Source organism: Vibrio owensii CAIM 1854 = LMG 25443 (assembly GCF_000817815.1).
Taxonomy (GTDB): domain Bacteria; phylum Pseudomonadota; class Gammaproteobacteria; order Enterobacterales; family Vibrionaceae; genus Vibrio; species Vibrio owensii.
This window is the reverse complement of the sequence record NZ_JPRD01000011.1, coordinates 86,794-112,149: the sequence shown is the minus strand read 5'-3', so window position 1 is coordinate 112,149 and position 25,356 is coordinate 86,794. Positions and strand designations below refer to the sequence as shown.

The following is a 25,356-nucleotide window of genomic DNA, read 5'->3' as shown; positions in this document are numbered from 1 at the left end:
ACTTTAAATAACATGGGGTACTATTCCCCACAAGAAATAGTGTTAATACATGAATAGTTATGTCTGATAATGAACTGATCATTTTTCCTTGGAATCACAATTTTGAGACAGGGATTAAAAAGGTCGATGAACAACATTACCATCTGTTTTTATTGGTAAATAAATTAGCCAATACGTTGATTTATGATGATCAAATAGAAGTTGACGGTGTGTTTAGTGAATTAAAAGACTACGCTCAATACCACTTCTCTTTTGAAGAAAGTATCTGGAACGAACACTTTCTCGATGATGTTTGGAATGATGATCACAAGAAAAGTCATGCGTCGTTTGTCAACGAAGTAATCAAGATTCAATCTGAATCTAAAACCCTCAACTGGCAAGAATCTATCGAACATATTCTGCAGTTCTTAATTCGTTGGCTCGTATTCCATATCATCGGCGATGACAAGAAAATGAGCGTCGCGTTGAAAGAGTTGGAATCTACCGATTCTTTAGAGACGGCAAAAGTGAACGCGGTAGATACACTGCAAGGTATCAATGGTTTAGTCGCAGATACTGTTCTCAAAATGTATTTTGAAGTGTCTACTCAATCCATTGAGCTTGTTAGAGAAAAACATCGCCGTTTTGTGGCAGAAAAAGAGTTGAGATGCCTCAACAAAAAACTGCAAGAACTTGCGATAACTGATGAGTTATCGGGTTTATACAACCGTCGATACTTCAACATCATGACGCCAGATATTCTTTCCAAAGCGCAGGCAGGAAAGCAAACTGTCAGCTTTATTTCTATTGATTTAGATTACTTCAAGCAGCTTAATGACGAGCTTGGTCACCTAAAGGGCGATGAAGCCATCACCAAGGTTGGAGCGTTATTATCTTCTCAGTTCAATGGTGTTGACGAAATCGCTTTTCGAATGGGCGGGGAAGAGTTTTTGATTGTGCTTGTCGACTCAGAGCATGAACATTGCGTTGAACGCGCAGAGTCACTGAGAGAGTCCATCTCTAAACTTTCAATCTTATGCGAAGATAATTCTCACACCCATTTATTAACCAGTTCTATTGGTGTATTTAGCCAGCGAGCAGAAACATGCTCAGATATTCGCTATTTCTTGGATAAAGTCGATCAATGCTTATATAAAGCTAAACTGAGCGGCAGAAATACCGTCATCGCAGAGTCTATATTAACGATTTAATTTAAACAGTGGTGAAATGAGTAAAATATTCCTACTATTTTCTCACGTTTTAATAGAGTTCTGCTTCTCGTCAATCACAATATTTGCTTGTTCGAAACGAGCAAGTATAGGTTTGTGATGTTGTTGATACCAACTTGCTGGCATATTCGATAGAAGTTGTGCTTTTTCTTTCTTACTGATGACCACATAGTGTAAAAATTTATCAAGTGTGCGCGTCATAGCATCAAATGACATTTCTCCATCTTTAGTCTTCGTTTTTAATAAGCCAACAATGGTTTGCTCTGGTACAAGTGGCTCAATAACGGCGTGCTTGCGTTCTTGAATTGAAAGTGAGCAAGGTAATTCCGCTCTTGCCGTTTCCCAACACACTTTATTGCTTTTACTAACCAGATTGAGGCGATAGCAATAAAAGCTGAAAAAGAAACGTGATAGGTTTTGCCAGCGTTCAGCTTGGACTTCTAACCAGATGTGCTGTAACTCGATTTCTGCGTCGGTCATGAGTTTAGTGTCGAAAAGGTAAGGGTGGGCTATTCTATCTCTTTAAGTGATTCATACAAAAGATTTGAGTGTTGTTTATAGCGTTTCGCTTCATGTGATGTTTAAACGTAAATATTAACCTTGCACCAATAAAAATCCCCTTCATGCGCGAAGCAAGAAGGGGATCAGTGTTAGCGTTTCACATTCTGCGTAAACTGCGCTCTATTCTCTAGATTATTTCACTAGGAAGTGCTTAACGAACTCAGTGATTTTCACCATGTCGTCAACGGCAATGAATTCTTCAGTGGTGTGTACTTTCGCCATACCAGTAGAAAGGTTTACTGTTGTTAGACCTTTCTTGTTGAAGTTGTTTGCGTCGCTACCGCCACCAGTGCCTTTTGTGAATGCATCGATGCCCATGTCAGCAAATGCCGCTTTGATAGCTGATACGTGAGCATTGTCTTCTTCGATAACAAATGCGTCGTATGCGCGGCTTGATTCGATTTCAACTTCTGCGCCGTGTTTTTCACATACTGACTCGAAGGTAGAGATCATGTGGTTCACTTGCGCTTCTAGCTTCTCACCGTTTAGAGAGCGTGCTTCAGCAACAATTTTTAATTCCGGCATCACGATGTTTGTCGCTTGACCGCCGTTTACCATACCGATGTTTGCGGTGGTTTCTTCGTCGATACGAAGCAGCTTCATCTGGTTGATTGCATCTGCCGCTACCATGATTGCGCTGATGCCTTCTTCAGGTGCTAGGCCTGCGTGTGCTGGGCGGCCTTTGATTGTCGCAACGATTTTTTGCTGACCAGGTGCTGCTGTCACGATAGTGCCGATAGGACCGCCTGTATCCAGTACGATCGCTTCGTTAGACGTTACGTGCGTCATGTCGAAGTACTCAGAGCCAAACAGACCGCCTTCTTCATGCACAGTGAAAGCAAGCTCTAACGTTTTGTGCTCTAGGTTTTCAGCTTGGATGCAGCGAACCGCTTCCATGATCGCTGCGATGCCTGATTTGTCGTCACCACCAAGGATCGTATTGCCTTTAGAGCGAATGATGCCATCTTCGATGATCGGCTCAATGCCGATACCAGGCGTTACTGTATCCATGTGGCAGCTCATTAGGATAGAGCCTTCTTTCTTGCCTTCTAGACGTGCGTACACGTTGAAACCGTTAGAAATGTGTTCTGGTACTGGTAGTTTGTGAACCGTAAAGCCTAGTTCGCCTAGTTGCTCAGCCAGAGTTTCTGCAATTTGTTTTTCATTCATAGATTCGCTGTCGATGCGAACCAGTTGGCAGAAATGTTCAACTAGACGTTCTTGATTAATTTGTGTCATTTGGATGTCTCTTTCTTTCTTGGTCGAGACCGCAGCGGTATAGAGTGCGAGCCCGAAAGGGAACAGAACACCTCTTATTACACAGCTAATCCATGTGAAAACTGTCTTGAATCAAAAAACACCTCTGCCTGACATTATTCTGACCTGTGAATTACCGGATCTGATGCGGCGGTCACGAAAGTAAATAACAGATAGGAAAGCACGAGGGTAAGAGCTACGTATGAAATCAGTGTTAGGGGGAATAGGACGTAGAAGAATGATTTGAGCTTTTTACGAATCTCTATATGTCGAGAAAGTCTCTGTTTTAACTGAAGTACTTCAGTATTTATGTACAGAGTCGAGCTATTTTTGTAATTGATGAAAAGTTAGCAGTATATGTGTAGAGCTGATTGTAATTTACCCTCTATTTATTGAAGCAATATCACGAATGTGGATTAATACAATCTCTGTTTATTCATGTCCTCTCGCACTGCCTTTCTGGATAGACCGAACTCTGAAAAGGGTTCGGTCGCTTTAGTTTCAATGCTGCTTACTTTTTGTTTTTATGTGTTCAAAACCCCAAGAAAGCAAAAAGCCGAGTAGGGTACTCGGCTTCACTATTGATTTGATTTTATTCGTATCGATGAATGCTTAGCAGGGTTAATCCAATCAACCACTCAACCGTACGCTGGCTATCTTTGTGCAACTTGTAAGAAGCCACTGCCTCTACTTGGTTTTGAAAGTCTTTGAGGTAAGGAGTGTGGTGCTCGCAAACGGTCATCAAGAATGACAAGCGCCAGATCGCCATGAATTCAGGATCTCCGAAATGTTGCTTCCAACTACTGACAAATGCCTCTTCGCTACCGGACAGGTCGAGCTTATCCATCAACATTTTTAGCAGTCTGCCTTGCAGAGCGCGAGGGATATCGGCTTTCTTTGCAAAGTGGTGGCTTATCCCCGTCCTCGATATTCCCGATTGCTCGCTCAACGTTGTGTAAGACATTTTCTCGTAGCCAAGCGTGATCAGTTGCTCTGTCGCGACATCGAGAATGGTGTTGATCGTAATTTGGGTATCTTCGTGAGTTCGGCGTGCCATAACTAATTTGCCAATGTTGTGGTTAAAAAAACGATACTAACACTTATCGTCTTGCATTCCATATAAATATCCTTAACGGGACCTTGTTTGAATGATAAATGCGCGTTACTGCCCAAAATAATCGCCATGGTAACAAGTTGTTTACATCTAGTTGCGGTGTGTAAATTGATCCGGGATATGATAATGCACTGATATAGCTCGCTTTCCGTATAATTGTCGTAAACGTTTGCTATTACAAAGTTGTGTGTAACATAAATTTTACAATTGCCGTTTAAAACTGCGTAAAGCCAGATTTCCACTCATGTATTCCAATTTTTATCCTCCTGCGCCAAGTTAGAAATATCGAACGAGAACGTATGTTCAAACACAACAATGACATAAGGAGAAAGTCATGGTGGACACCTACAACCCATTAGGCACGGATGGATTCGAATTTGTGGAATACACAGCGGCGGATAGCGAAGGTATTGAACAACTGAAAGCGCTGTTTGTTTCGTTGGGTTTTGCAGAGATCGCAAAACACCGTTCTAAAGAGGCTTGGCTGTACCGACAAGGTGACATCAGCTTTATCGTTAATGCTCAGCCGCACAGTCAGGCAGAAGGCTTTGCTAAAGTTCACGGTCCTTCCGTTTGTGGCATGGCATTTCGTGTGAAAGACGCGAACGTAGCACTAAAGCAGGCGCTGGATAACGGCGGTGAAGAGTACAAAACAGAAATAGGTCCGATGGAGCTGAGTATTCCGGCGATTTACGGCATTGGTGAGAGTCTTCTTTACTTCGTGGATCGTTACGGCAAACAGAGCATTTACGATGTTGACTTCCGTTTCTATGACGATGCAGACGAGCGCCTAGCGAAAGCGGACGTTGGTATGTACGAAATCGACCATCTGACCCATAACGTGAAGCAAGGCAACATGGACGTGTGGTCTGGATTCTACGAGCGCATTGGTAACTTCCGCGAGATCCGCTACTTCGACATTGAAGGGAAGCTGACAGGGCTTGTTAGCCGCGCAATGACCGCACCGTGTGGCAAGATCCGCATTCCAATCAATGAGTCTTCTGACGACAAATCCCAGATTGAAGAGTTCATCCGTGAATACAACGGTGAAGGTATTCAGCACATCGCGATGACCACAGATGACATCTACCAAACCGTTCAAACACTGCGTGATCGCGGCATGGACTTTATGCCAACGCCAGACACGTACTACGAGAAAGTCGACGAGCGTGTGAAAGGGCATGGCGAAGACGTAAGCAAACTGCGCGATCTACAAGTTCTTATTGATGGCGCGCCAACCAAAGACGGCATCTTGCTACAAATCTTCACCCAGACCGTAATTGGCCCTGTGTTCTTCGAGATCATCCAGCGTAAAGGCAACGAAGGCTTTGGTGAAGGTAACTTCAAAGCCTTGTTTGAATCGATTGAAGAAGACCAAATCCGCCGAGGAGTACTAAGCGATGCATAAATGGATCACATTCCCTCATCGGGAGGGAGTGTGCTCCAAGCAAGCACATGCTGATTTCCCGGAAGAGGCAATTTACGAACGTGAAGCAGGTCGAAGTGGGTTCTTCGGTCCTGCGGCACACTTTCATCATCAACACGCACCGACAGGTTGGTCGGAGTGGGAAGGCGATTTACGCCCGCGAGCTTTCGATTTCAACCTAGTCGAAACGGCGAGTCAGATTTCGCCTTGGGCAGTGCCGCATCTTCTACACAACGCCAACTGTAAGATCCGTGTATGGCGTATGGATGAGAAGATGGACTTCTTGGTGCGTAACGCCGATGGCGATGAGCTGCTGTTCATCCATCACGGCACGGCAGATCTTTACTGCGACTATGGTCATCTCAAAGTGAGCGAAGGTGATTACGTGATGATCCCACGCTCGACCAGTTGGCGATTAGAACCAATTGAGCCAATGTTTGTTCTGATGATTGAAAACACCGATGCTGCTTATTCTTTGCCAGAAAAAGGCATGGTGGGTAATCATGCTGTCTTCGACCCAGCGGTTTTGGAAACGCCTTCCATTAACGATGAGTTCCGTGCGCAATACTCAGAAGATCAAACTCAAGTTCATGTGAAGCGCCATGACAAAGTCAGCGTGATTACTTATCCATTCAACCCGCTTGATGCGATTGGTTGGCACGGTGATTTGGCCGTGGTGAAAGTGAACTGGCGTGATATTCGTCCTTTGATGTCGCACCGTTATCACTTACCACCTTCTGCCCACACCACGTTTGTTGGTGCTGGATTCGTGGTGTGTACGTTTGTACCTCGTCCAATCGAGAGCGATCCTGGCGCTCTGAAGGTGCCGTTCTATCATAACAATGACGATTATGACGAAGTCTTGTTCTACCACGCAGGGGATTTCTTCAGCCGCGACAACATAGAAGCTGGTATGGTGACTTTCCACCCAGCAGGCTTTACTCACGGCCCTCATCCGAAAGCGTTCAAAGCGGGTCAGGAATATAAGAAGAAGTTTACCGATGAAGTGGCAGTGATGATTGATACGCGCCACGCACTCGAGTTTTCTGACGAGCTCGATAAGGTTGAAAACAAAGAATACGTCTATAGCTGGCAAGAGAAGTAAGGGGCAAGGATGAAATTAGCAACCAAGAAAAATGGCTCTCGCGATGGTCTGTTGATGGTCGTGAGCAAAGACCTGACACAATGTGTTCCGGCAACCGAAATTTTCCACGCGATGCATCTCGCTCCAACCATGCAAGTGGCATTGGATAACTGGGACAAAGTCGCTCCACAACTGGAAGAGCTTTATATCGCGCTAAACAATGGTTCGGTTTCAGGAAGTGAAGGGTTTGAATCCCACTATGTAGCATCACCATTGCCTCGCGCCTATCAATGGGCGGATGGCAGTGCTTACGTCAATCACGTCGAACTAGTGCGTAAAGCGCGTGGTGCGGAAATGCCAGAAAGCTTCTGGACCGATCCTTTGATGTATCAAGGTGGTTCTGACGCATTTATTGGTCCTTGCGACAACATCGAATTTGCCAGCGACGAGTGGGGCATTGACTTCGAAGGTGAAGTTGCCGTGATCACCGGTGACGTGCCGATGGGAGCAAGCATTGCAGAAGCACAAGATTCAATTCGTCTTATCATGCTAGTTAACGATGTATCGTTGCGTGGTTTGATTCCGGCGGAGCTGGCGAAAGGTTTCGGCTTCTTCCAATCAAAACCGTCATCGGCGTTTTCTCCTGTTGCAGTAACGCCAGATGAGCTGGGTGAAGCATGGTATGAAAACAAAGTTCATTTGCCTTTGGTTTCAACCTACAACAATGCACCATTTGGCTGCCCAAATGCAGGCATAGATATGACGTTTGATTTCGCTGATTTGATTGTCCATGCCAGCAAAACCCGCCCACTTTCTGCAGGTGCAATTATTGGTTCGGGCACCGTATCGAACAAGCAGGACACAGAGCACGGTACCTCTATCGAAGAGGGGGGCGTAGGCTATTCGTGTATTGCAGAAGTGCGCATGATTGAAACCATTCGTGATGGCAAACCGTCGACAAGTTTTATGTCGTTTGGTGACTCTATCAAACTTGAGATGTTTGACGCAGATGGCAACTCGATCTTTGGCGCGATTGATCAACAAGTCAGCCAATACTTAAAACACTGAGAGTGAGGGGCAAGGGAAGTATGAGCGATAACATCACCCTCTATGGCTATTGGCGGTCTTCTGCGGCTTATCGAGTTCGCATTTGTTTAAACTTAAAAGAGCTGAACTATGAGTCCAAATCGGTTCACTTGGTACGTAATGGAGGCGAGCAGCATGGCGCGGAGTACCATGAGTTAAACGCCTCTGAGCTTGTGCCAGTGCTGGTGGATGGTGATATTCAACTCAACCAATCTCTTGCCATCATTCAGTATATCGATGAGCTATATCCACAAGTTCCAGTGATTCCAGAGCAATCGCCACTTCGTTACCAAGCTTTAGCCATGGCTCAGGATATCGCGATGGAGATCCATCCACTCAATAATTTGCGCGTATTGCAGTACCTAGAAGGGAAGCTGTCGTGTGACCAAGAGACGAAAGTCAAGTGGATTCATCATTGGGTTAACCAAGGCTTTACTGCGTTAGAAGCGAAGCTAAACCAGCATCGACAACAACATGGAAACTGTATCTACAGTGTGACTGACTCTCCCTCTGTTGTTGATATTTGCTTAGTGCCTCAAGTGTACAATGCGTTACGTTTTGGGGTGGATATGACTCCTTATCCGGTAATTAGCTCGATTGTAGAAGCATGTAATCAACTGCCTGCGTTTATTGATGCCATGCCAGAGAACCAACCTGACGCGAACAGCTAGAACTCTCTCTTCATCTTAATGATTAACAAACGGGCTCTTGATGGAGTCCGTTTTTGTTCTCTCAATTTGACGTAAAAATCGTGTTCAAAACGTTGGCTACTGTTATCATCACCCCGCAAAATTTATCGGTTTTGTTGCTCTGGCTAAAATTTCCATTTAGGCTTTGAGCAACTAGTTGTTTTGGGCGCACTTTATCTATGACCAACATCTTTATCATTGTTGTTCTACTTGTTGTTTTCTTCTTTATCATTCAAAAGTACGTGATCAAAAACGATGACACGCGAGACTTCCCATATCGTTCGAAAGGTCCTTTATTAAAAGGGCAAGAAGGGGCGTTTTTTAATGCGTTAAGAGCGGCGGTTGGCGATCATGCCGTGGTGTTTGCCAAAGTAAACATGGCAACGTTGATCGCACCAAAAGAGATTAAGAACAAGAAGCAGTTCTTTATTGCCAGTAACCGAATTTCACGCAGCTACTTTGATTACGTTATCTGCGACCCTAGAACGCTTGAACCACGTGTGATTATTGAGCTTGATAACGGTCAGCAGCTGCATAAAGGCAAAGTCGAGCGCCAAAAGCTGCTGATGCACGTGTGTAAATCGTCGAACCTTCCTTTGATTGGCGCATCGGTAAAACACAGCTACCAAGTAGGGCGCTTACGTCGTCTATTGGCGGCACACATTGATCTGATTGAACCGGATAAAGAAGTCCGCTTTTGTAAGAAGTGTGGCAGTCCGATGATCATCAGAACAGCAAGCCAAGGTGAGTTTAAAGGTCGACGCTTCTTCACTTGTAGCCGTCAGCCAAACTGTACCTACACAGAAAACTACAACGTGGTGTTTGATACAGAAGACGAATAAACAATTCGTTCCTAGATAATGAAATAGAGAAAGGCTTCAACTGGATTGGTTGAAGCCTTTTTTTGCGCGGTTTAATGCCTTAATAAGAGTGAAGCGAAGTAAACCGAATTAAGCGATTGGAGCTCTGCGAGTTTTGATTTGTTTTGAAATTGAAGCGATACAGCGCTTTGCAGACTCACTTACCCCGGAGAGCTGAAAGAATCCATGGATAACGCCTGAGTAGCGTTCACAATTTACCTCTACACCATGAGCAAGCATTAACTCGTGTAATGTTTCGCCCTCATCACGTAAGGGATCAAACTCCGCAGTGATAATTGTCGTAGGAGGTAATCCTCGATAGTCTGCGCTCATAAGGTTTAGATCCGGCTCAGAAAGCACTTTAGGATCGTTGTTGGTATACAAATCAAAACCAGACAGAAGCATGTTTGCGGTAATGATGTAGTCAGAGCCGTTTTCTTTGTAGCTCTGAGAGCTGCCTTTTGGATCCAACATTGGGTAAATCAGGATTTGTTGTTCTGGTAACCAAGAGGTCAATTTTTTAAGCCTTAACGTCGTCGCTAAAGCTAATTGGCCTCCGGCACTATCGCCCACAAATACCATTCGTTCTGGATTCCCGCCATATTTGTGTCCTTGCTCCTTAATGCCAAGTACAGCTTGGTATACGTCATCGTGCGCGGCAGGATATGTGTATTCTGGTGCGAGTCGATACTTTATACAGATGACGATCGAGTTGGATTGAACGGCAATCTGTCTCAACTGAGCGTCATGCGTTTCAAAGCCACCACTGATGAAGCAACCACCATGAAAATAAATCGTGAACGGTAAGTTATCCTCATTAGTTGGCTTATACACTTTGACCTGAATGCCATTCACTACATCCAAGATTTCTCTTTCTGGTTTAGGGCTTTCACCCGCTAATACGGTGCTATTGAGATAACCAGCTCGTCGCTCAGCAATAGTTTGTTTTGAAGGGCAAGGCTTACCATTGGATTGGAATTCTTCTACTAACTCTCGAATGCCAGGCTCAAGATTTTGGATCATTTTTTAACTCTTAACGAAAAAATCGACGAATCATAGAATAATTAAAAGACATGTATATACATACAGATTAAATGTGTGATGAAGATTAAAAATAGCATTTCGCAACACTTATCAGCATCCGTTCTGGTAACTCCTATACTTTGATGAAGAAAGAAGAATAGGGAAGCGTTATGCGATATGGATGGATTCTTTCAGCGCTGCTACTCACGTTCAGTAGTCATGCACAGCAGTCACTCAAACCACTAGAATGCCAATTAACTGATACACCTCAAGACCATTTCTTGTTTTATCGTGAGCAGATGGTTTACCACAGTGAGCAGTTTGCGATTTTCCAAAACTTCAAAGGGCGGGTAAGTACCCAAGTGGATCTCAAAACGGGCAAACTGATTCGTACTACGTTTATTGGTGAACCGTTCGAGCCTAAATACCAAATTTTGTTTGGCGATTGCCCAAACGTATCGCAAGTTTTGCAAATTTGGATGCTCAGTGAAGTGCCTTACGACAATTAACCTAAAACACAAAAGTTAAGTAGATCACACTTTTAACCTCACTCAAGTTGAGGCTTGACGATAAAATCGTCTGAAAACGGGTGTTGAGTTTAGATTTTCGCCAAACGATTCAAAGTTAATGAATTTATGCTTGCACCCCTCATAGGATATAGCTAATATCCTTCTCGTTCTTAAGGAATGGGTCCGTAGCTCAGTTGGTTAGAGTACTACCTTGACATGGTAGGGGTCGGCGATTCGAGTTCGCCCGGACCCACCACTCCTTAAAGCCATACTAAAACCAAAGTATGCCGAACATAAAATTTGGGTCCGTAGCTCAGTTGGTTAGAGTACTACCTTGACATGGTAGGGGTCACCAGTTCGAATCTGGTCGGACCCACCAAATTTAGTTCTTCATGAACAAACGCAAAGCCCGCTATTTTAGCGGGCTTTGTTGTATCTGGCGCATCACTTCTTTTCTCATATTCTACCTACGGTTCTCTTCTATGGCTGGGTTTTCATTTTGAATAGACCCAGACCACATGAGGATGCAAATAGTGCCTTACCTGTTTTAGCGTTTCTTTATCAGTAGGGCAATTCGATCAAATTTAGATAGCCGGTTTGGAAACGTGATTTCCATGCTTCCTATTGATTAGCATTGCTTGATTGCCGTAAGACCAAACCTAATGTGTGGTGCATCGTTTAATAAAATCTCCGCAGGTGGTGGCGTTAAGTTACGATTCGCTCGATGTTGCACAATACACATTGGCGGAGATGCAAGCGGCAGTCAGTGCCGCAGCGGGCTATGGCACATATGTAAGTGCCCACGCTTACACGGACAAATGATTGGCGAAGAAACCGCGAAAATGATGTTTGGCTGAATGTTCAACCGTTCCTGCCAAAATATAATCCGTACCCAGAAAAGTCATTCTCACACTCGAAGTACAAGATGCTCGCGGCAAGAACGGATAGGGCGATCAAAGCCGCGAAAGAGCACTGTGTGAAAATTACATGGGGTACAGATGTCATACTTGCGCCAGAAGCTGCACATCTGCAGCGTCAGTTTGTAGCAGACATAGCTAATTGGTTTACCCCTTATGAGGTGTTAAAAATGGTGGCCCATGATAACGGCCAATTGCTTTCGATGAGAGGCTTACGAAGCCCATACCAAGATGGGAAGTTGGGTGTAATCGAAGAGGGGCATATGCCGATATCTTGCTCGTTAATGGCAACCCCAGATAGCAGCCTAGCTTTGATTATGAAAGACGGCGATGTTGTAAAGTCGAGTCTTTAAACAAGGGGTTATCGAAATTCGTAAATAAAAACCATAGAAATTAAATCATGCATTAAATCTGCGCTTTTCTTTGAACGCGCTTAGAAACTCAAACTCGATGATCCGGTGTAATGCTTCTGTCTACTAAACAAATGGTATGAGTATGATAGTAAGTAAGATATCTGATGAGCTAATTACGGAAAAAGCAAAACTAGAGTGGCTAGCGTACTGGCGCCACTTTAGCACCGTTAAGCATCGCCTTTGCTGCGAAGCCAACTGTACCGCAGAGCATGATTATGGTGTTCTGGTTAGAAAAGACGGGGAAGAGCGTAAGGTTTTCGTGGTGCCCTTATGCAAGGCGCACAGTGATAATCTTGAACGATTGGAAGTCTCCGACGGCACAGAAATTATCTCCGCGGATCTGACCTTGTGATTTACGTTGTTGCTTCAACGACGTTTAGGGAACGCTTTGAATCGTAGGGTTTCAAAGCGTTCTTCCTAAGCAAGGGGGAGGTTACATTTTCTTTTGATAAACCCTTTCAGGGCGACCAACTTTACCATGTTGAATCACAGCAAGTAGAAACCCTTTTGCGGCTAAAAACTCAAGATAACGTCTTGCTGTTGTTTTGCTGATGCCGACTTCATTGCCTAGAGACTCCGCCGTGTAAATAATTTCGCCATCATCAAAGACATTCGTGACTTTATCGAGCGTGAGCTCATCGATCCCCTTGGGTAAGGCTTGCATGTGTGATGATTTGGATTGAAAGTTAAACAGCTCGTCGACGTGGCGTTGATTGATGTTGTCATTTGCTTTTAACGAACTGGTGTACTTCAGATAGCGCTCTAAAGAATCGGTTAAGCGATCATAAGAGATCGGTTTTAGCAGATAGTCGAACACGCCACACCTTACGCCTTCTCTTACTGTTTCCATGTCATTGGCGGCGGTGATAAAAATAACATCTGGTGACTGCTTGGCAGCGGTTATGTCTTTCAATAAATCGATGCCTTTGCCGTCAGGCAAGTAGTTATCCAATAAGACCAGTTTTGGCTTCAGTAACTGAATCATCTTTCTGGCTTCAGCGATACTTTTTGCAATTCCGATAGGTCTGAAACGTTGTGTTTGCTGAAGATAGTAAGAATGAAAGTCCGCGATATTGGATTCATCTTCTACTATCAAAACGTCATAAATTTCCATCTTTCAAACTCTTGTTAGGAATAAATAAAGAAAAGATTGTTCCGGTTGGTTCGGCATCGTCGACAAGGATTGCACCGCCAGCGTTATTGACAAGCTGGTGGACCAAATACAAGCCAATACCGTGTCCCGGTTGCGATTTGCTGGTGATCCCTTTATCAAATAGGGATTCTGCGATTTCATCGGGTATTCCAGTGCCATTGTCAGCAACCTCGACCACCAATTCCGTTTCGTTGGCGTCAGAAATGAGTATCGAGATGCATTTGTTGCTGTCAGGGTTTTTCAACGTTGCTTCATAAGCATTGTCGAGTAGGTTACCTATGATGGCGGCTAACTCATCATCAGTAAGTTTGGTTGGTGTACCGCTCAGGTGGCAGTACGGATCAAAATGGAGAGCGAGACCAAGTTCTTTTGCTCGGCTGTATTTGCCTAATAACAGACCCGCAATCACTTTGGAGTTGAACGTACGAGAAATGAAATCAATCAGCTTTTGATGTGTTTCTGTTTCTTGCCTTATGGCACTGAGCGCCTCTTCGTACGCGCCGATTTGAATCAGCCCACTCACTGTAGAAAGCTTATTTGCGTATTCGTGGCTCAATACTCGTAAATTGTCGGTTTGCTGCTGAACTTGGTTAAGTTGCGATGTCAGCGTGCTTAAGTCATTGCGTGGTCTGAAGCTGATGACCCAGCCAGAGTGTTGGTTGTCTTCCCAAATTTTTACACGAGTCGCGACCAAGGTTTCGCCATTACAGGTAATCACTTGATGCTGTCTCTGTGACTCCTCCGAGTCTTCTCCCATCTTTGCTCCCAAGAAAAAGTCAGCAGGGGTGACGTATTCGTTGACCATTCGACCTTGGAGGTGGGAAAGATTACGCGCAATTCCCAAAATCTTAAGTCCCCTCTGGTTTGCCGACAAGATACGACCTTGTTTGTCGACCGCAATAATGCCCTCGTAAACCGCTTCAAACACCGAGTTTTGCACGCGGAGGGAGAGGGCGATCTCTTCTGGTTCCATGCCATACATCTGACTTTTGATATGACGAGAGAAGAACCAAGCGCCCAAAGATGAGCAAACTAGAATGATCAATAAGGCAAAGAAAAACGGTGTGGAGTAGAGGAGCAGTAAATTACTAACGGTATCCAGTAAATAGCCTACTGAAACAACACCAATGATCTCGCCAGTTGAGGAAATAATGGGGGATTTCCCACGTATCGCAAAACCTAAGCTGCCTTCTCGTATTGAGTAGTAGTGCAATCCTTGTTGAAGGGCGCGTATGTTGTCTCCACCTTGCATCGGGTAGCCAACTTTTTTGATGTCTGGATGCGCTAAGCGAATGCCCTTACTATCGCCGACGACGATGAAGTTGGCATCGGAAATCCCTTGTAGGCGCTTAATTTGTTTTTGTACCCGCGCTGTATCTCGTAAAGAGACAGCTTCGATCAGTTGAGGGTCGCTGGCAATTTCACGAGCTTGTATGACTGCGCGCGCACTGACCTGGTGGTTTAACGTATCAGAAAGGATGTGGTGGAAATAACCACCGATAAGGAGCAATTGAAACGAAACAACCACAAAAAGCAGCGCCCATACACGCTGTCTAAAAGAGAGGTTACGGCAGAGGTAGTCGTGAAATGTTTGGTCTGGCATGAATGGTAAGCTTCTTATTGATTGAAGGGTAAATTATCAAATGAAACAAGGAAGAGACCTGATCGAGATCTATTGAAGATAACCAATCGGGTCTCGTTCCTTGTGTAACTGTCTAACCGATCACATATTTGATCATCACACCAGCTGCAACCGCCGAGCCAATAACGCCGGCTACGTTTGGTCCCATCGCGTGCATCAATAGGAAATTCTGTGTATTCGCTTCTAGACCCACCTTGTTTGACACCCTTGCTGCCATCGGAACCGCAGAGACACCCGCAGAGCCAATCAGTGGATTCACTTTTTCACTCGCGAAACGGTTCATCAACTTTGCCATCAATACACCTGCCATTGTGCCAATACAAAATGCGACGATGCCAAGTGCGAGAATACCGATGGTTTGTGGCTGTAAGAACTTATCGGCAACCAATTTGGAACCCACAGAAAGACCCAAAAAGATGGTGACGACGTTGATCAACGCGTTTTGAGCAGTATCCGATAAACGTTCAACTACGCCACATTCACGCATTAAGTTACCAAAGCAGAACATACCTAGTAGCGGTGTCGCCGAAGGAAGCAACATGGCAATCAGAATCAACAGGAGCAAAGGGAAGCAAATCTTTTCTAACTTGCTCACTTTACGCAATTGCTGCATCGTGATTTGGCGTTCTGATTCTGTGGTTAGCGCGCGCATGATTGGCGGCTGAATCAAAGGTACAAGTGCCATGTAAGAGTAAGCTGCTACAGCGATAGCACCCAGTAACTCTGGTGCGAGCAAGCTAGATACGTAAATCGCCGTTGGACCATCTGCGCCGCCAATGATGCCCACAGCAGCGGCTTGCGCGACACTGAAATCCATCAAACCCATAGAGCTCAAACCCAGAGCGCCGAGCACAGTTGCGAAGATACCAAACTGAGCTGCCGCACCAAGAAGCAAGGTTTTAGGGTTGGCTAACAATGGACCAAAGTCCGTCATTGCGCCTACGCCCATGAATATCACCAAAGGACCAGCGCCAGATGCAATTGCAATGCTGTAAAATAGGTACAGCATGCCATCTGAGTATTGATACTCTTCTGCGAGTAAGTGGATATTGGCAAGTTGAGTTGGTGTCGCCGTTGCAAGTGCCGTTTTTACTTCGGCTGCGGAGTCCGTCGCAATGTTCAACACAGAGCCAAACGCTGATATTACCTCAGGTTTCGCAGCATGGAGCGCGTTTTCTACCGCAGACAAGGCTAAGCCTGCATCAGGTAGGTTAGCAAGAATCCCACCAAAACCGATTGGCACCAACAACAAAGGCTCGAACTGTTTAACAATGGCGAGATAAAGCAGAATCAAGCCAACAATAAGCATGATGGCTTGTCCCCATTCGAGGTGGAACAAACCAAAGTCATTCACTAACGCTAAGACATTTTCCATGTGACTAATGCCTCGTTACGCCAGTTGAAGTAAAGGTTCGCCTACATCGACCGCGTCGCCTTCAGACACATCAATGCTGGCGATTTTTCCGGAACGTGGTGCACGAACTTCTGTTTCCATCTTCATCGCTTCAAGAATCAGCAGCACATCGCCTTCTTCAACTTCATCACCAGCCTTGGTGTGGATCTTCCAAATGTTACCCGCAAGTGGGGCGTTCATCGGCTCGGCATCTTGAGCGGTTGTCACTGGCTTTGATGGTGCAGGTTGGGGGGCTGACACGGCTTGAATATCGCCACCTGCGTCAACCTGAACGACATAGCTTTGGTTGTTGACGGTAATGGTGTAAACACCGCTCTCTGACGTAGCATTCATGGTTTGTTTCTCTGGATTGGTCTTAGTTTTTGCTTGGGCTGTTGCTCCTGCTGCTTCATTGCAAGGTGCGGGTTCAAAGGCGTCTGGGTTGTTGCGGTTTTCTAGGAACTTCCAACCCACTTGTGGGAAAAGCGCGATAGTAAGTACATCATCAATGGCGCTGCCGGAGAGCGGAATGTTTTGCGCTTTTGCTTGCGTGGTCACTTCTGTGGTCAGGTGCTCCAGTTCTGGCTCCAACTTATCGGCAGGGCGGCAAGTAATTGGTTCTGAACCTTCCAACACACGCTGTTGCAGTTCCGTGTCGACAGGGGCAGGCGTTTTGCCGTACTCGCCTCTCAAGACACCAGCGGTTTCTTTAGTAATGGTTTTGTAGCGCTCACCCATAAGGACATTGATGACAGACTGTGTGCCGACGATTTGCGACGTTGGCGTGACAAGCGGCAGATACCCCAGCTCTTTTCTGACTTTCGGGATCTCTTCTAACACGGCATCAAGCTTGTCTGCGGCATTTTGCTGTTTCAACTGACTTTCCATGTTGGTTAACATTCCGCCAGGGACTTGCGCCACGATAATGCGAGAGTCTGAGCCTTTTAACTGACCTTCAAAAGCGGCGTATTTTTTACGTACTTCTCTAAAGTATGCAGCGACAGCTTCCAGCGCTGAAATGTCCAAACCTGTGTCGTATTCAGTGTTTTGAAGTGATGCAACCAGAGATTCTGTTGCTGGGTGACCGTAAGTGCCGCTCATGGAAGAAATCGCTGTGTCCACACGATCTACACCAGCTTCAATGGCTTTCATTAACGTCATATCAGCCATGCCAGCGGTCGAGTGGCAATGCAGGTGAAGGTCAACATCCACTTGCTGTTTTAATGTTGAAACCAGCTCACTGGCTAAGGTTGGCGTCAGGATACCCGCCATGTCTTTGATTGCGATCGAATCAACGCCCAGTTCACTCAATTGTTGCGCGATGTCTACCCAGGTTTGTAGGTTATGAACAGGGCTAGTGGTGTAACAGAGTGTACCTTGAGCGTGTGCGCCTTGTTTTTTCACCGCAGCAATCGCTTGTTGCATGTTTCGTGGATCGTTCATCGCATCAAATACGCGGAATACATCCATGCCGTTTACCACGGAGCGCTCAATGAACTTATCAACGACGTCGTCAGCGTAATGGCGATAACCTAATAGATTTTGACCTCGAAGCAACATTTGCAACGGCGTTTTTGGCATCGCTTTTTTGAGTTCTCGTAGTCTTTCCCAAGGATCTTCCCCTAGAAAACGAATGCAACTATCAAACGTAGCGCCACCCCAACACTCAAGTGACCAATAGCCGATGTCATCTAACTGTTGGGCGATTGGCAGCATATCGTCGATGCGTAAACGGGTGGCAAATAACGACTGGTGGGCATCACGTAATACAACGTCAGTGATACCAATGCGTTTAGTAGACTCAGACATTCGAATTCCTCTTATAGCGAGCTTTGTTTGATTTTTTGATGATGAATAGCGGCAGCAATCACAGCGACGAGTTGGTTATCATCTTTTGATGGTTTGGCAGCACACACTTTCTTTTGCGGAGGGGGAGTTGGTTCGACATGAAAGCGCCCCAAAAAGCGAGACATGGCTTTGACAGCAAAGACCAAGAAAACAAGAAAAGTGAAGACAAAACCCATACCCAGTGTCATGAGGTTTAAGCCTTCGGTGAATAAATTAACTTCCATTAATATCTCCCATTGGACAAAACAAAGAGCAAAGAAAGACTTTGCTCTTTGACAAAATAAGAAGGGGGTTAACCGCCCAACATGCCGAACACGACACTTGCGATGACCAGTACAATACCGCCACCAAGACGAGATGAGATTTGCGCGTAAGACAGCAAGCTCATGCGGTTTGACGCAGCAAGAACTTCAAGGTCACCAGAGCCACCACGGTTTGCCATACATAGACCGGCAGTGATTGAAGACTCGATTGGGTAAAAGCCCATTAACCAACCGCCGACAGAGGCACCAATGATTGCGCCAGCAACGATCAGTGTTGCGATGATTAAGTTCGTGAAGGTTAGTGCATTCATGATTTCGCCAAGGTCGGTATAAGCGATACCAACGCCCACCATGAGCACCCAAAGCAATTGTTTTGAGAAGAATGAAGACAAACGTTTTGCGCCTTCTTTCACTTCTTCAGAGCAGATACCACAGGCGTTCACAATCGCAACGATGATGACCATGTAAGCGAAAGTGTGGATTTTTACGTCACCAAAACCTGGCAGTATTTCTTTAGAAAGGGCGGATGAGAAGGTGTAAATACATGCCGCCATCATCAAGCCAATCGCGATTTCACGTGGAGTGATTTTTGGAGCTTCGCTCTCTTCAACATCGAAATTAGACTTACGCAATAGCTCGCCATTACCAGTCAAAGACGGTACTTTTTCACCGATGCTGTTTAGAACGGCTGCTGCGACAATCGCTACGATGTTAGCGATGGTTAAAATTGCAATTGCAACCGAGTAGTACTGTTCTTTCGAGCCACCCGTGACTGACTCATAGATTTCAGAAAGTGGAATCGCACCTGCACCGTTACCGCCACCCATGATAGGCAGTACGTAAAGCATCATGATTTTGTCGATAGAAATGCCAAACATCATGCCGCCAAGAATGCCGAGAATTGAAGCACCTGCAACGGCAGCAAGAATGGTCGGAATGTAACCAACTAATGATTTAAGCAGTAGCTTACGGTTAACCGCCAAAATCGAGCCAGTAATCAGAACGGCAATGAACAAGTCGAGGAAATCAGTCTTCTTCATGACTGCAGTGACAGTGTCAATTTCGTTTTGGGTTAATAAACCTGCATGAACAAACCAAGCTGCGACAAGGAAGATCATAACAGGCGCACCGCCAATGTATTTGTTAAAAATAGGCAGGCGTTTACCCAGTTCGCCAAATAGCGCACCAACAACAAACATAAAACCAAAACCGCCAACAATATTATCAGGGATGGTGTCTGTCATATGTGCAATTAACATGACCGCGAACATAAATGCATATAGCGGTAATGGTAAGCCAAAGATTCGGACTTGAGATAATAAGTCTAATCCCGGGCTTCTTGTTTCAGTTATTGAAAGGGTCTTTTCGTTCATCATTATTATTCCGTGTTGATTTAACATGGCGTAATTTAAATTTGAATGCAAAACCTAACTGTGAGTGTGATCATTTTACTTTGTGGAATATATACACACTTATGAATTTAAAGTTTTTAATTATCCAATCACTTAACTTACAGATGGTTAAGTAATTAAATTCATTAAATTCATAAATGACGTTTAGTAGAAGAAAATAGTCGATACGGATCATCATTTTTCAAATTCAAGTGACGCATGATGGCAGCAACACGAAAGAGGATGATGATCATGTTTGACACCTACGCATTTAGTCGAGTGAACCGAAATCAATACGAGAAGTTTGGTGCTATTACCGAGTTTCTAACTTGTTATGATTTGGATGTTGACGCTGATGTAGAGCGATTTGTGGTGGCGAAGTCTCAAGGTCAAATCATTGCTTGCGGCGGTCTTGCTGGCTCAACACTAAAATCTATTGCGATTGATCCTGCCTTACAAGGTACTGGATTTTCTCTGCGATTAATGACTGAGTTGACCACGATGGCTTATGAAATGGGGCGCTTTGATCTGTTCTTGTTTACCAAGCCTCAGAATATGCAAAGGTTTCGTGAATCTGGTTTTTTCCCCATTTCTTTTGCGGACGATAAATTAGTCTTGATGGAAAATAGTCAAACCAATTTAAGAAACTTTGTACGTTCACTAAGAAAGAAAAAGAAAGAGGGAGATAAAATAGGCAGCATTGTGATGAATGCAAACCCGTTTACTTTAGGGCATCAATACTTAATTGAAACGGCGGCGTCACAATGTGATTGGCTACATTTATTTGTCGTCAGCGAAGAAGGTAAAGGTTTTGCTTATCATGATCGTTTGAACATGATTGAAAGTGGCACTAAATATATTCCTAATATTACGATTCATCATGGTTCAAAATATATAATTTCTAAAGCAACGTTTCCTACTTACTTTATTAAAGAGAAGCGATTGATTGATTATTGTCATACCGCTATTGATCTAAATTTATATCGTCAGCATATTGCGCCAGCATTAGGCATTACACACCGATTTGTTGGGACGGAGCCAGACTGTGTTGTGACTCAGTATTACAACCAACAAATGAAACACAGATTAACAACCAAGGATCTCAACGGCTTACCAATCAGCGTTATTGAAATAGAGCGTAAGTGTGCGTCAGGCACCACGATTTCAGCGTCAACGGTGCGAAAACTCTTGCAGAAAGGGCAATTGGATCAACTGGTTCACTTTTTACCCTCAACCTCTATCGACTACCTACAAAGGCACACGAACGCTTTACCGTGTCTTACCCAAGAAACAGTGGCTGCTTAACAGCCCAATTAATTTTTAACCAAGGTGTTAAAGGTCTTTCAATGAAAATAATAAAACCCGCTTTTGCAGGGACGCTGGAATCCAGTGACTTGCAAGTTCGTATCTCACCCAATCCAGAAGGTGACATCGACATTTCGCTTGATAGCACAGTGAAAAAGCAGTTTGGCAAAGCCATCGAAGCGTTGATTCATGATGTGCTCAATTCGATGGGCGTGACTTCCGCAACGTTAGAAGTGGAAGACAAAGGCGCACTAGATTGTGTGATTAAGGCTCGCGTTCAGGCTGCAGTCATGCGCGCGGCAGACAGTAATGACATTCAATGGAGCAAATTATCATGAGCAAGTTACGCCGTAGCATGTTGTTTGTTCCAGGGGCAAACGCCGCCATGTTAAGCAATACCTTCATTTATCAGCCTGATGCAATCATGTTTGATTTGGAAGACTCTGTGGCGCTGAGAGAAAAAGACACCGCCCGCATGTTGGTGTTTAACGCGCTGCAACATCCTTTGTATCAAGAGATTGAAACAGTAGTCCGTGTGAACCCGTTAGAGTCTGAGTTTGGTTTAAAAGATCTGCATGCCGTTGTGCGTGCGGGCGTCAATGTGGTTCGTCTACCAAAAACAGACAGTGCAGAAGATGTGCAAGAAATGGAGCGCTGCATTGAAGACATCGAACGTGTATGTGGCAGAGAAGTTGGCAGCACTAAAATGATGGCGGCAATCGAAAGTGCGCAAGGTGTGAATAACGCCATCGAAATTGCTCAATCGTCTTCGCGTTTAATTGGCATTGCACTGGGTGCTGAAGATTATGTCAGGGACTTAAAAACGCAACGTAGCCCAGAAGGGACAGAGTTGCTGTTCGCCCGTTGTTCTATTCTGCAAGCTGCGCGTGCTGCGGGCATTATGGCGTTCGATACCGTTTATTCCGACGCTAATAACGAGCAAGGATTCCTCAATGAAGCGGAACACATTAAGTCGTTAGGTTTCGACGGAAAATCGCTGATTAACCCAAGGCAAATCGAGCTACTTCACAACGTATTTGCACCGACTCAAAAAGAGGTGGATTACGCGATTCAAGTTATCGAGGCAGCAGAAGAAGCGCAAGAGCAAGGGCTTGGTGTGGTTTCACTTAACGGAAAAATGGTCGATGGACCAATTATCGAGCGAGCTCGTTGGACGTTACAAAAAGCGCAATCTGGAATTAAAGAGTAGGGAACGAACATGAAACAAATGGAATCCATCAAACCAGCATTGTTGCCAGAGACGTTGTCACTGTTTTCAGAGGCAAATGCGTTAACGCCTCATCTCAACGACTCAAACTCTAAAAAGTCGAGAAAGCTAAAGTCAGATCTGTGTTCTGCCATTTTAGACTCTGGGCTTAAAGACGGTATGACGATCTCTTTCCACCACGCGTTCCGAGGTGGCGATAAGGTGGTTAACTTGGTGTTAGATACTATCGCCCAGATGGGATATAAAGATCTGACACTGGCTTCAAGCTCTTTAACGGGTATTCATTCGCCGGTTGTTGAGCACATAAAAAACGGCGTAGTGAGTAAGATTTACACATCAGGTATTCGCGGTGAGCTTGGTGAAGCCATTTCTCATGGTTTGCTTAAAGAGCCTGTGCATATTCACTCCCATGGAGGACGCGTGCACTTGATTAAATCAGGCGAGCTAAACATCGATGTGGCGTTCATCGGTGTGCCTTGTTGCGATGAGTTTGGCAATGCAAATGGCATGAACGGCAAATCTCGCTGCGGCTCTTTGGGTTACGCCAAAATCGATGCTCAACACGCGCGTAAAGTCGTCATGCTTACTGAATCTATCGTCGGTTATCCAAATCACCCTGCATCAATCACACAAGATTTGGTGGATGCCGTAGTCGAAGTCGAAGAAGTTGGTGATGCGAGCAAAATTGGTGGCGGTGAAACGCGTCTTACCAGTAACCCACGTGAACTGCTTATTGCAAAACGTGCTGCCGATGTGATTATTAATTCTGGTTACTTTAAGCAAGACTTTAGCTTACAAACTGGGTCTGGTGGTGCGTCGCTTGCCGTCACACGTTTTCTAGAAAATAGTATGGAAAAACGAGGCATTACCGCTGAGTTTGGGCTGGGTGGCATTACCTCAACCATGGTCTCTATGCACGAGAAAGGGCTGATCCGAAATCTAATCGACGTGCAGTGTTTTGACTCTGGTGCAGCGGACTCACTTGCTCGAAACCCAAACCACATTGAAATCTCAGCAAATGAATACGCTAACCCATCTTCCAAAGGCGCAGTGGTTGATCGTCTAGACGTGGTCATTCTCAGCGCGCTTGAAATTGATGTGAACTTCAATGTCAACGTTATCACGGGTTCTGATGGCGTGATTCGTGGCGCGTCTGGTGGTCACTGCGACGCAGCGGCAGGCGCAAACCTTGCCGTGATTGTGGCTCCGCTCGTGCGTGGTCGTATTCCAACTGTCGTAGAGCAAGTGTTAAACGTGGTAACGCCGGGTCAATCGATAGATGTGTTGGTGACTGACCATGGTATTGCAGTGAATCCTCGACGCCCAGAAATAAAAGAACGTTTGTTGAACGCCGGACTGCCTGTACTTGATATGGAAGCCTTGGTTGCGAGAGCGCAATCATTAACGGGCAAAGCGGAACCAATTGAATATGACGATCAAGTGGTGGGTTATGTACGTTATCGCGATGGCTCTGTGATTGATGTCATTAGAAAGGTTAAAGCTGAATGAGCATTCGCTATGGGCTGAAAGTTGGTCTCGATGATGTCTTGAGCAACAAAGAAGCTCGTGTGAAACGACAAGGTGAGTGGTTAAAACGCCACTCCCTTCCTTTGCTGTCGTTTACCGTCAATATGCCAGGTCCGCAGAAAATGACGGAGTGCACGGAGCAAATCTTCGAACAAGGTGTGCAAGCGATTCTAGCCACTTGTCTCGAAAAAGGCTGGTCAATGGCAGGACGACAATTGCTACGACAAGTCACAGGTCCAGAGGCAATTTTTGCGGTCCAAGCACCGAACGCTATGGCGCTCAAACGAGCCATGATTGAGATAGAGAATAACCATCGTCTCGGTCGGTTAATGGATTTAGATGTGATTGATGTCAATGGAAAGATCATCTCAAGAAAAGGGCAAGGGATGACGCGAAGAAAATGCCTTATTTGCGAAAAAGATGCCGTGATTTGCGCGCGCTCGCGTAAACATGATCTTCAAACCTTGGTTTCTCATATAGAGTCGATGGTGTGTTATGACGAATGTTGCTCTTAAACTGTTGCTCGACCAAAATATCGAGCGTGTTCCAAGCGTTGCGCATCGCTCTGCTGTAAAGGTGAATCTGTTCTCTTTGGTTTCTGAGTTAGCGTATCACGCGATGCTGGTGGAAGTGCACTTGTCCCCAAAACCGGGGCTTGTTGACCTTATTAGCAACGGTGCTCACTCAGATATGAATGTGCCGCTGTTTGAAGCCAGCGCGAGTGCAATTCGTCCTTTTCTCAATGGCTTTCTTAACGCTGGTCTTGCGCATGCAACGCACTCGGCAGAGACATTACTGGATGTGTTGCGTCCGGTTGGAATGCAAGCTGAACGCGCAATGTTTGCCGCGACTGGTGGTGTGAATACGCACAAAGGGATGATCTTTGGACTTGGACTGGTGTGTGGTGCGATCGGCTGGTTAAAAGGCAAAGGCATTGCGGTCGATTCTTTGCACATTAGCCAAGTTATCAAGCGCAGCTGTGCGTTAATGGTATTTCAAGAGCTGAAAAATACCGACTCTAAAACGGAAACTCATGGTGAGCGGCTGTATCGAGAATTTGGTTTAACTGGAGCGAGAGGTGAGGCGGCGTCTGGCTATCAAACGATCATGACTTACAGTTTGCCTGCATACCAACAAGCGCTGTATGAAGGCGCGTCCGCAGAACAAGCATTATGGCAAGTGTTGCTCACGCTAATGGTGCACAATAAAGATACCAACGTGGTATCTCGTGGTGGGATGCATGGTTTGCGTTATGTGCAGAACATAGCATCGAAGCTTATTGAGAGTGGTGGTTGGCATAATCCAAACCTTGAAGAGCAGCTAATGGATTTTGACCGCCAGCTTATTGAAAAAAACCTTAGTCCGGGCGGCAGTGCAGATTTGCTCGCGCTGACTTGGTTGCTGGCAGAAATTGATGATTTGACGAGACATATCATCGCGAATAACGACGAATAATTAG

The 25,356-nt window shown here is 45.2% G+C and carries 25 protein-coding genes and 2 tRNA genes; 17 read left to right on the top strand and 10 right to left on the bottom strand.

Features of this window, described 5'->3' with window-relative positions; genetic code table 11:
- The first annotated feature begins 59 nt into the window (after positions 1-59).
- Entirely contained in the window at positions 60-1,190 is a 1,131-nt protein-coding gene (locus H735_RS05640; RefSeq protein ID WP_020197773.1) for a GGDEF domain-containing protein, read from the top strand.
- Positions 1,191-1,232: 42 nt separating this feature from the next.
- Here H735_RS05640 and H735_RS05635 read toward each other — a convergent pair whose 3' ends face one another.
- The 3 genes from H735_RS05635 to H735_RS05625 all read right to left on the bottom strand — a co-directional run bounded on the left by H735_RS05635 (position 1,233) and on the right by H735_RS05625 (position 4,083).
- Positions 1,233-1,688 (bottom strand): hypothetical protein, encoded by a 456-nt coding sequence (locus tag H735_RS05635; protein WP_020197772.1) that lies wholly within the window; start codon positions 1,686-1,688, stop codon positions 1,233-1,235.
- 213 nt (positions 1,689-1,901) lie between these two features.
- The gene (locus H735_RS05630; RefSeq protein ID WP_005445476.1) at positions 1,902-3,008 is read right to left on the bottom strand and encodes a M20/M25/M40 family metallo-hydrolase; all 1,107 of its coding nucleotides are present in this window, start codon (positions 3,006-3,008) and stop codon (positions 1,902-1,904) included.
- A 610-nt stretch (positions 3,009-3,618) separates the two neighbouring features.
- Positions 3,619-4,083: a TetR family transcriptional regulator gene (locus H735_RS05625; protein WP_020197771.1), complete on the bottom strand. Its 465-nt coding sequence runs from the start codon at positions 4,081-4,083 to the stop codon at positions 3,619-3,621.
- A 391-nt stretch (positions 4,084-4,474) separates the two neighbouring features.
- On the opposite strand from H735_RS05625, the gene hppD reads away from it, so the two are divergent.
- The 5 genes from hppD to H735_RS05595 all read left to right on the top strand — a co-directional run bounded on the left by hppD (position 4,475) and on the right by H735_RS05595 (position 9,267).
- Complete coding sequence (gene hppD, locus H735_RS05615) at positions 4,475-5,548, top strand: 4-hydroxyphenylpyruvate dioxygenase (RefSeq protein ID WP_005445472.1); 1,074 nt, start codon at positions 4,475-4,477, stop codon at positions 5,546-5,548.
- On the top strand, positions 5,541-6,671 hold the full coding sequence (locus H735_RS05610; protein ID WP_020197769.1) for a homogentisate 1,2-dioxygenase: 1,131 nt from the start codon (positions 5,541-5,543) through the stop codon (positions 6,669-6,671). Before hppD ends, H735_RS05610 begins: the two co-directional genes overlap by 8 nt.
- Before the next feature lie 9 nt (positions 6,672-6,680).
- The gene (locus H735_RS05605; RefSeq protein WP_020197768.1) at positions 6,681-7,718 is read left to right on the top strand and encodes a fumarylacetoacetate hydrolase family protein; all 1,038 of its coding nucleotides are present in this window, start codon (positions 6,681-6,683) and stop codon (positions 7,716-7,718) included.
- A gap of 20 nt (positions 7,719-7,738) precedes the next feature.
- Positions 7,739-8,407, top strand: a complete 669-nt coding sequence (gene maiA / locus H735_RS05600) for a maleylacetoacetate isomerase (protein WP_020197767.1) — start codon at positions 7,739-7,741, stop codon at positions 8,405-8,407.
- 197 nt (positions 8,408-8,604) lie between these two features.
- Positions 8,605-9,267: a DUF2726 domain-containing protein gene (locus H735_RS05595; protein WP_020197766.1), complete on the top strand. Its 663-nt coding sequence runs from the start codon at positions 8,605-8,607 to the stop codon at positions 9,265-9,267.
- 108 nt (positions 9,268-9,375) lie between these two features.
- Here H735_RS05595 and H735_RS05590 read toward each other — a convergent pair whose 3' ends face one another.
- Entirely contained in the window at positions 9,376-10,308 is a 933-nt protein-coding gene (locus H735_RS05590; protein ID WP_020197765.1) for an alpha/beta hydrolase, read from the bottom strand.
- Between the two features lie 170 nt (positions 10,309-10,478).
- Here H735_RS05590 and H735_RS05585 point away from each other — a divergent pair, with 170 nt between their 5' ends.
- The 5 genes from H735_RS05585 to H735_RS05565 all read left to right on the top strand — a co-directional run bounded on the left by H735_RS05585 (position 10,479) and on the right by H735_RS05565 (position 12,499).
- Positions 10,479-10,817: a hypothetical protein gene (locus H735_RS05585; RefSeq protein WP_009697431.1), complete on the top strand. Its 339-nt coding sequence runs from the start codon at positions 10,479-10,481 to the stop codon at positions 10,815-10,817.
- Positions 10,818-10,996: 179 nt separating this feature from the next.
- Positions 10,997-11,073 (top strand) — tRNA-Val (locus H735_RS05580).
- A 46-nt stretch (positions 11,074-11,119) separates the two neighbouring features.
- Positions 11,120-11,196: transfer RNA gene (locus H735_RS05575), tRNA-Val, on the top strand.
- Between the two features lie 546 nt (positions 11,197-11,742).
- Positions 11,743-12,087 carry an amidohydrolase family protein gene (locus H735_RS05570; protein WP_152447682.1) on the top strand — a complete coding sequence of 115 codons (345 nt, stop codon included), beginning with the start codon at positions 11,743-11,745 and terminating at the stop codon, positions 12,085-12,087.
- 142 nt (positions 12,088-12,229) lie between these two features.
- Positions 12,230-12,499, top strand: a complete 270-nt coding sequence (locus H735_RS05565) for a hypothetical protein (RefSeq protein WP_005445453.1) — start codon at positions 12,230-12,232, stop codon at positions 12,497-12,499.
- Positions 12,500-12,580: 81 nt separating this feature from the next.
- On the opposite strand, the gene H735_RS05560 is transcribed toward H735_RS05565, so the two are convergent.
- From H735_RS05560 to citS, 6 genes are all read right to left on the bottom strand, one after another.
- Positions 12,581-13,261, bottom strand: coding sequence for a response regulator (locus H735_RS05560; RefSeq protein WP_020197764.1), 681 nt, complete (start codon positions 13,259-13,261; stop codon positions 12,581-12,583).
- Positions 13,248-14,903 (bottom strand): ATP-binding protein, encoded by a 1,656-nt coding sequence (locus H735_RS05555; RefSeq protein ID WP_020197763.1) that lies wholly within the window; start codon positions 14,901-14,903, stop codon positions 13,248-13,250. The genes H735_RS05560 and H735_RS05555 overlap by 14 nt, the downstream gene beginning before the upstream one ends.
- Before the next feature lie 112 nt (positions 14,904-15,015).
- Complete coding sequence (locus H735_RS05550; protein WP_020197762.1) at positions 15,016-16,317, bottom strand: sodium ion-translocating decarboxylase subunit beta; 1,302 nt, start codon at positions 16,315-16,317, stop codon at positions 15,016-15,018.
- A gap of 15 nt (positions 16,318-16,332) precedes the next feature.
- Entirely contained in the window at positions 16,333-18,144 is a 1,812-nt protein-coding gene (gene oadA, locus H735_RS05545; RefSeq protein WP_020197761.1) for a sodium-extruding oxaloacetate decarboxylase subunit alpha, read from the bottom strand.
- An 11-nt stretch (positions 18,145-18,155) separates the two neighbouring features.
- Positions 18,156-18,407 (bottom strand): OadG family protein, encoded by a 252-nt coding sequence (locus H735_RS05540; protein WP_020197760.1) that lies wholly within the window; start codon positions 18,405-18,407, stop codon positions 18,156-18,158.
- A 68-nt stretch (positions 18,408-18,475) separates the two neighbouring features.
- Positions 18,476-19,819 carry a citrate/sodium symporter CitS gene (citS, locus tag H735_RS05535; RefSeq protein WP_017190260.1) on the bottom strand — a complete coding sequence of 448 codons (1,344 nt, stop codon included), beginning with the start codon at positions 19,817-19,819 and terminating at the stop codon, positions 18,476-18,478.
- 270 nt (positions 19,820-20,089) lie between these two features.
- On the opposite strand from citS, the gene citC reads away from it, so the two are divergent.
- The 6 genes from citC to citG are packed head-to-tail and all read left to right on the top strand — an operon-like array spanning position 20,090 to position 25,352.
- Positions 20,090-21,142, top strand: a complete 1,053-nt coding sequence (gene citC, locus H735_RS05530) for a [citrate (pro-3S)-lyase] ligase (RefSeq protein WP_027726828.1) — start codon at positions 20,090-20,092, stop codon at positions 21,140-21,142.
- A 41-nt stretch (positions 21,143-21,183) separates the two neighbouring features.
- Positions 21,184-21,480, top strand: coding sequence for a citrate lyase acyl carrier protein (citD, locus tag H735_RS05525; RefSeq protein ID WP_017818060.1), 297 nt, complete (start codon positions 21,184-21,186; stop codon positions 21,478-21,480).
- Positions 21,477-22,352 (top strand): citrate (pro-3S)-lyase subunit beta, encoded by an 876-nt coding sequence (gene citE / locus H735_RS05520; RefSeq protein ID WP_005445440.1) that lies wholly within the window; start codon positions 21,477-21,479, stop codon positions 22,350-22,352. Before citD ends, citE begins: the two co-directional genes overlap by 4 nt.
- An 18-nt stretch (positions 22,353-22,370) precedes the next feature.
- Positions 22,371-23,879: a citrate lyase subunit alpha gene (gene citF, locus H735_RS05515; protein ID WP_373364764.1), complete on the top strand. Its 1,509-nt coding sequence runs from the start codon at positions 22,371-22,373 to the stop codon at positions 23,877-23,879.
- Positions 23,876-24,412, top strand: a complete 537-nt coding sequence (gene citX / locus H735_RS05510) for a citrate lyase holo-[acyl-carrier protein] synthase (RefSeq protein ID WP_020197757.1) — start codon at positions 23,876-23,878, stop codon at positions 24,410-24,412. Before citF ends, citX begins: the two co-directional genes overlap by 4 nt.
- A complete protein-coding gene (citG, locus tag H735_RS05505) occupies positions 24,393-25,352 on the top strand; it encodes a triphosphoribosyl-dephospho-CoA synthase CitG (RefSeq protein WP_020197756.1) in 960 nt (319 codons plus the stop codon). The genes citX and citG overlap by 20 nt, the downstream gene beginning before the upstream one ends.
- Positions 25,353-25,356: the final 4 nt, after the last annotated feature.

Bases quoted from the DNA above. Each gene is read 5' to 3' on its own strand.
- H735_RS05640 (WP_020197773.1), top strand. From the start codon at position 60: ATGTCTGATAATGAACTGATCATTTTTCCTTGGAATCACAATTTTGAG.
- H735_RS05555 (WP_020197763.1), bottom strand. From the start codon at position 14,903: ATGCCAGACCAAACATTTCACGACTACCTCTGCCGTAACCTCTCTTTT.
- citC (WP_027726828.1), top strand. From the start codon at position 20,090: ATGTTTGACACCTACGCATTTAGTCGAGTGAACCGAAATCAATACGAG.
- H735_RS05570 (WP_152447682.1), top strand. From the start codon at position 11,743: ATGCTCGCGGCAAGAACGGATAGGGCGATCAAAGCCGCGAAAGAGCAC.
- H735_RS05610 (WP_020197769.1), top strand. From the start codon at position 5,541: ATGCATAAATGGATCACATTCCCTCATCGGGAGGGAGTGTGCTCCAAG.
- H735_RS05560 (WP_020197764.1), bottom strand. From the start codon at position 13,261: ATGGAAATTTATGACGTTTTGATAGTAGAAGATGAATCCAATATCGCG.
- maiA (WP_020197767.1), top strand. From the start codon at position 7,739: ATGAGCGATAACATCACCCTCTATGGCTATTGGCGGTCTTCTGCGGCT.
- H735_RS05595 (WP_020197766.1), top strand. From the start codon at position 8,605: ATGACCAACATCTTTATCATTGTTGTTCTACTTGTTGTTTTCTTCTTT.
- H735_RS05585 (WP_009697431.1), top strand. From the start codon at position 10,479: ATGCGATATGGATGGATTCTTTCAGCGCTGCTACTCACGTTCAGTAGT.
- H735_RS05630 (WP_005445476.1), bottom strand. From the start codon at position 3,008: ATGACACAAATTAATCAAGAACGTCTAGTTGAACATTTCTGCCAACTG.
- citX (WP_020197757.1), top strand. From the start codon at position 23,876: ATGAGCATTCGCTATGGGCTGAAAGTTGGTCTCGATGATGTCTTGAGC.
- hppD (WP_005445472.1), top strand. From the start codon at position 4,475: ATGGTGGACACCTACAACCCATTAGGCACGGATGGATTCGAATTTGTG.
- H735_RS05590 (WP_020197765.1), bottom strand. From the start codon at position 10,308: ATGATCCAAAATCTTGAGCCTGGCATTCGAGAGTTAGTAGAAGAATTC.
- H735_RS05605 (WP_020197768.1), top strand. From the start codon at position 6,681: ATGAAATTAGCAACCAAGAAAAATGGCTCTCGCGATGGTCTGTTGATG.
- H735_RS05635 (WP_020197772.1), bottom strand. From the start codon at position 1,688: ATGACCGACGCAGAAATCGAGTTACAGCACATCTGGTTAGAAGTCCAA.
- citF (WP_373364764.1), top strand. From the start codon at position 22,371: ATGGAATCCATCAAACCAGCATTGTTGCCAGAGACGTTGTCACTGTTT.
- citE (WP_005445440.1), top strand. From the start codon at position 21,477: ATGAGCAAGTTACGCCGTAGCATGTTGTTTGTTCCAGGGGCAAACGCC.
- H735_RS05625 (WP_020197771.1), bottom strand. From the start codon at position 4,083: ATGGCACGCCGAACTCACGAAGATACCCAAATTACGATCAACACCATT.
- oadA (WP_020197761.1), bottom strand. From the start codon at position 18,144: ATGTCTGAGTCTACTAAACGCATTGGTATCACTGACGTTGTATTACGT.
- citS (WP_017190260.1), bottom strand. From the start codon at position 19,819: ATGAACGAAAAGACCCTTTCAATAACTGAAACAAGAAGCCCGGGATTA.
- H735_RS05565 (WP_005445453.1), top strand. From the start codon at position 12,230: ATGATAGTAAGTAAGATATCTGATGAGCTAATTACGGAAAAAGCAAAA.
- citG (WP_020197756.1), top strand. From the start codon at position 24,393: ATGACGAATGTTGCTCTTAAACTGTTGCTCGACCAAAATATCGAGCGT.
- citD (WP_017818060.1), top strand. From the start codon at position 21,184: ATGAAAATAATAAAACCCGCTTTTGCAGGGACGCTGGAATCCAGTGAC.
- H735_RS05550 (WP_020197762.1), bottom strand. From the start codon at position 16,317: ATGGAAAATGTCTTAGCGTTAGTGAATGACTTTGGTTTGTTCCACCTC.
- H735_RS05540 (WP_020197760.1), bottom strand. From the start codon at position 18,407: ATGGAAGTTAATTTATTCACCGAAGGCTTAAACCTCATGACACTGGGT.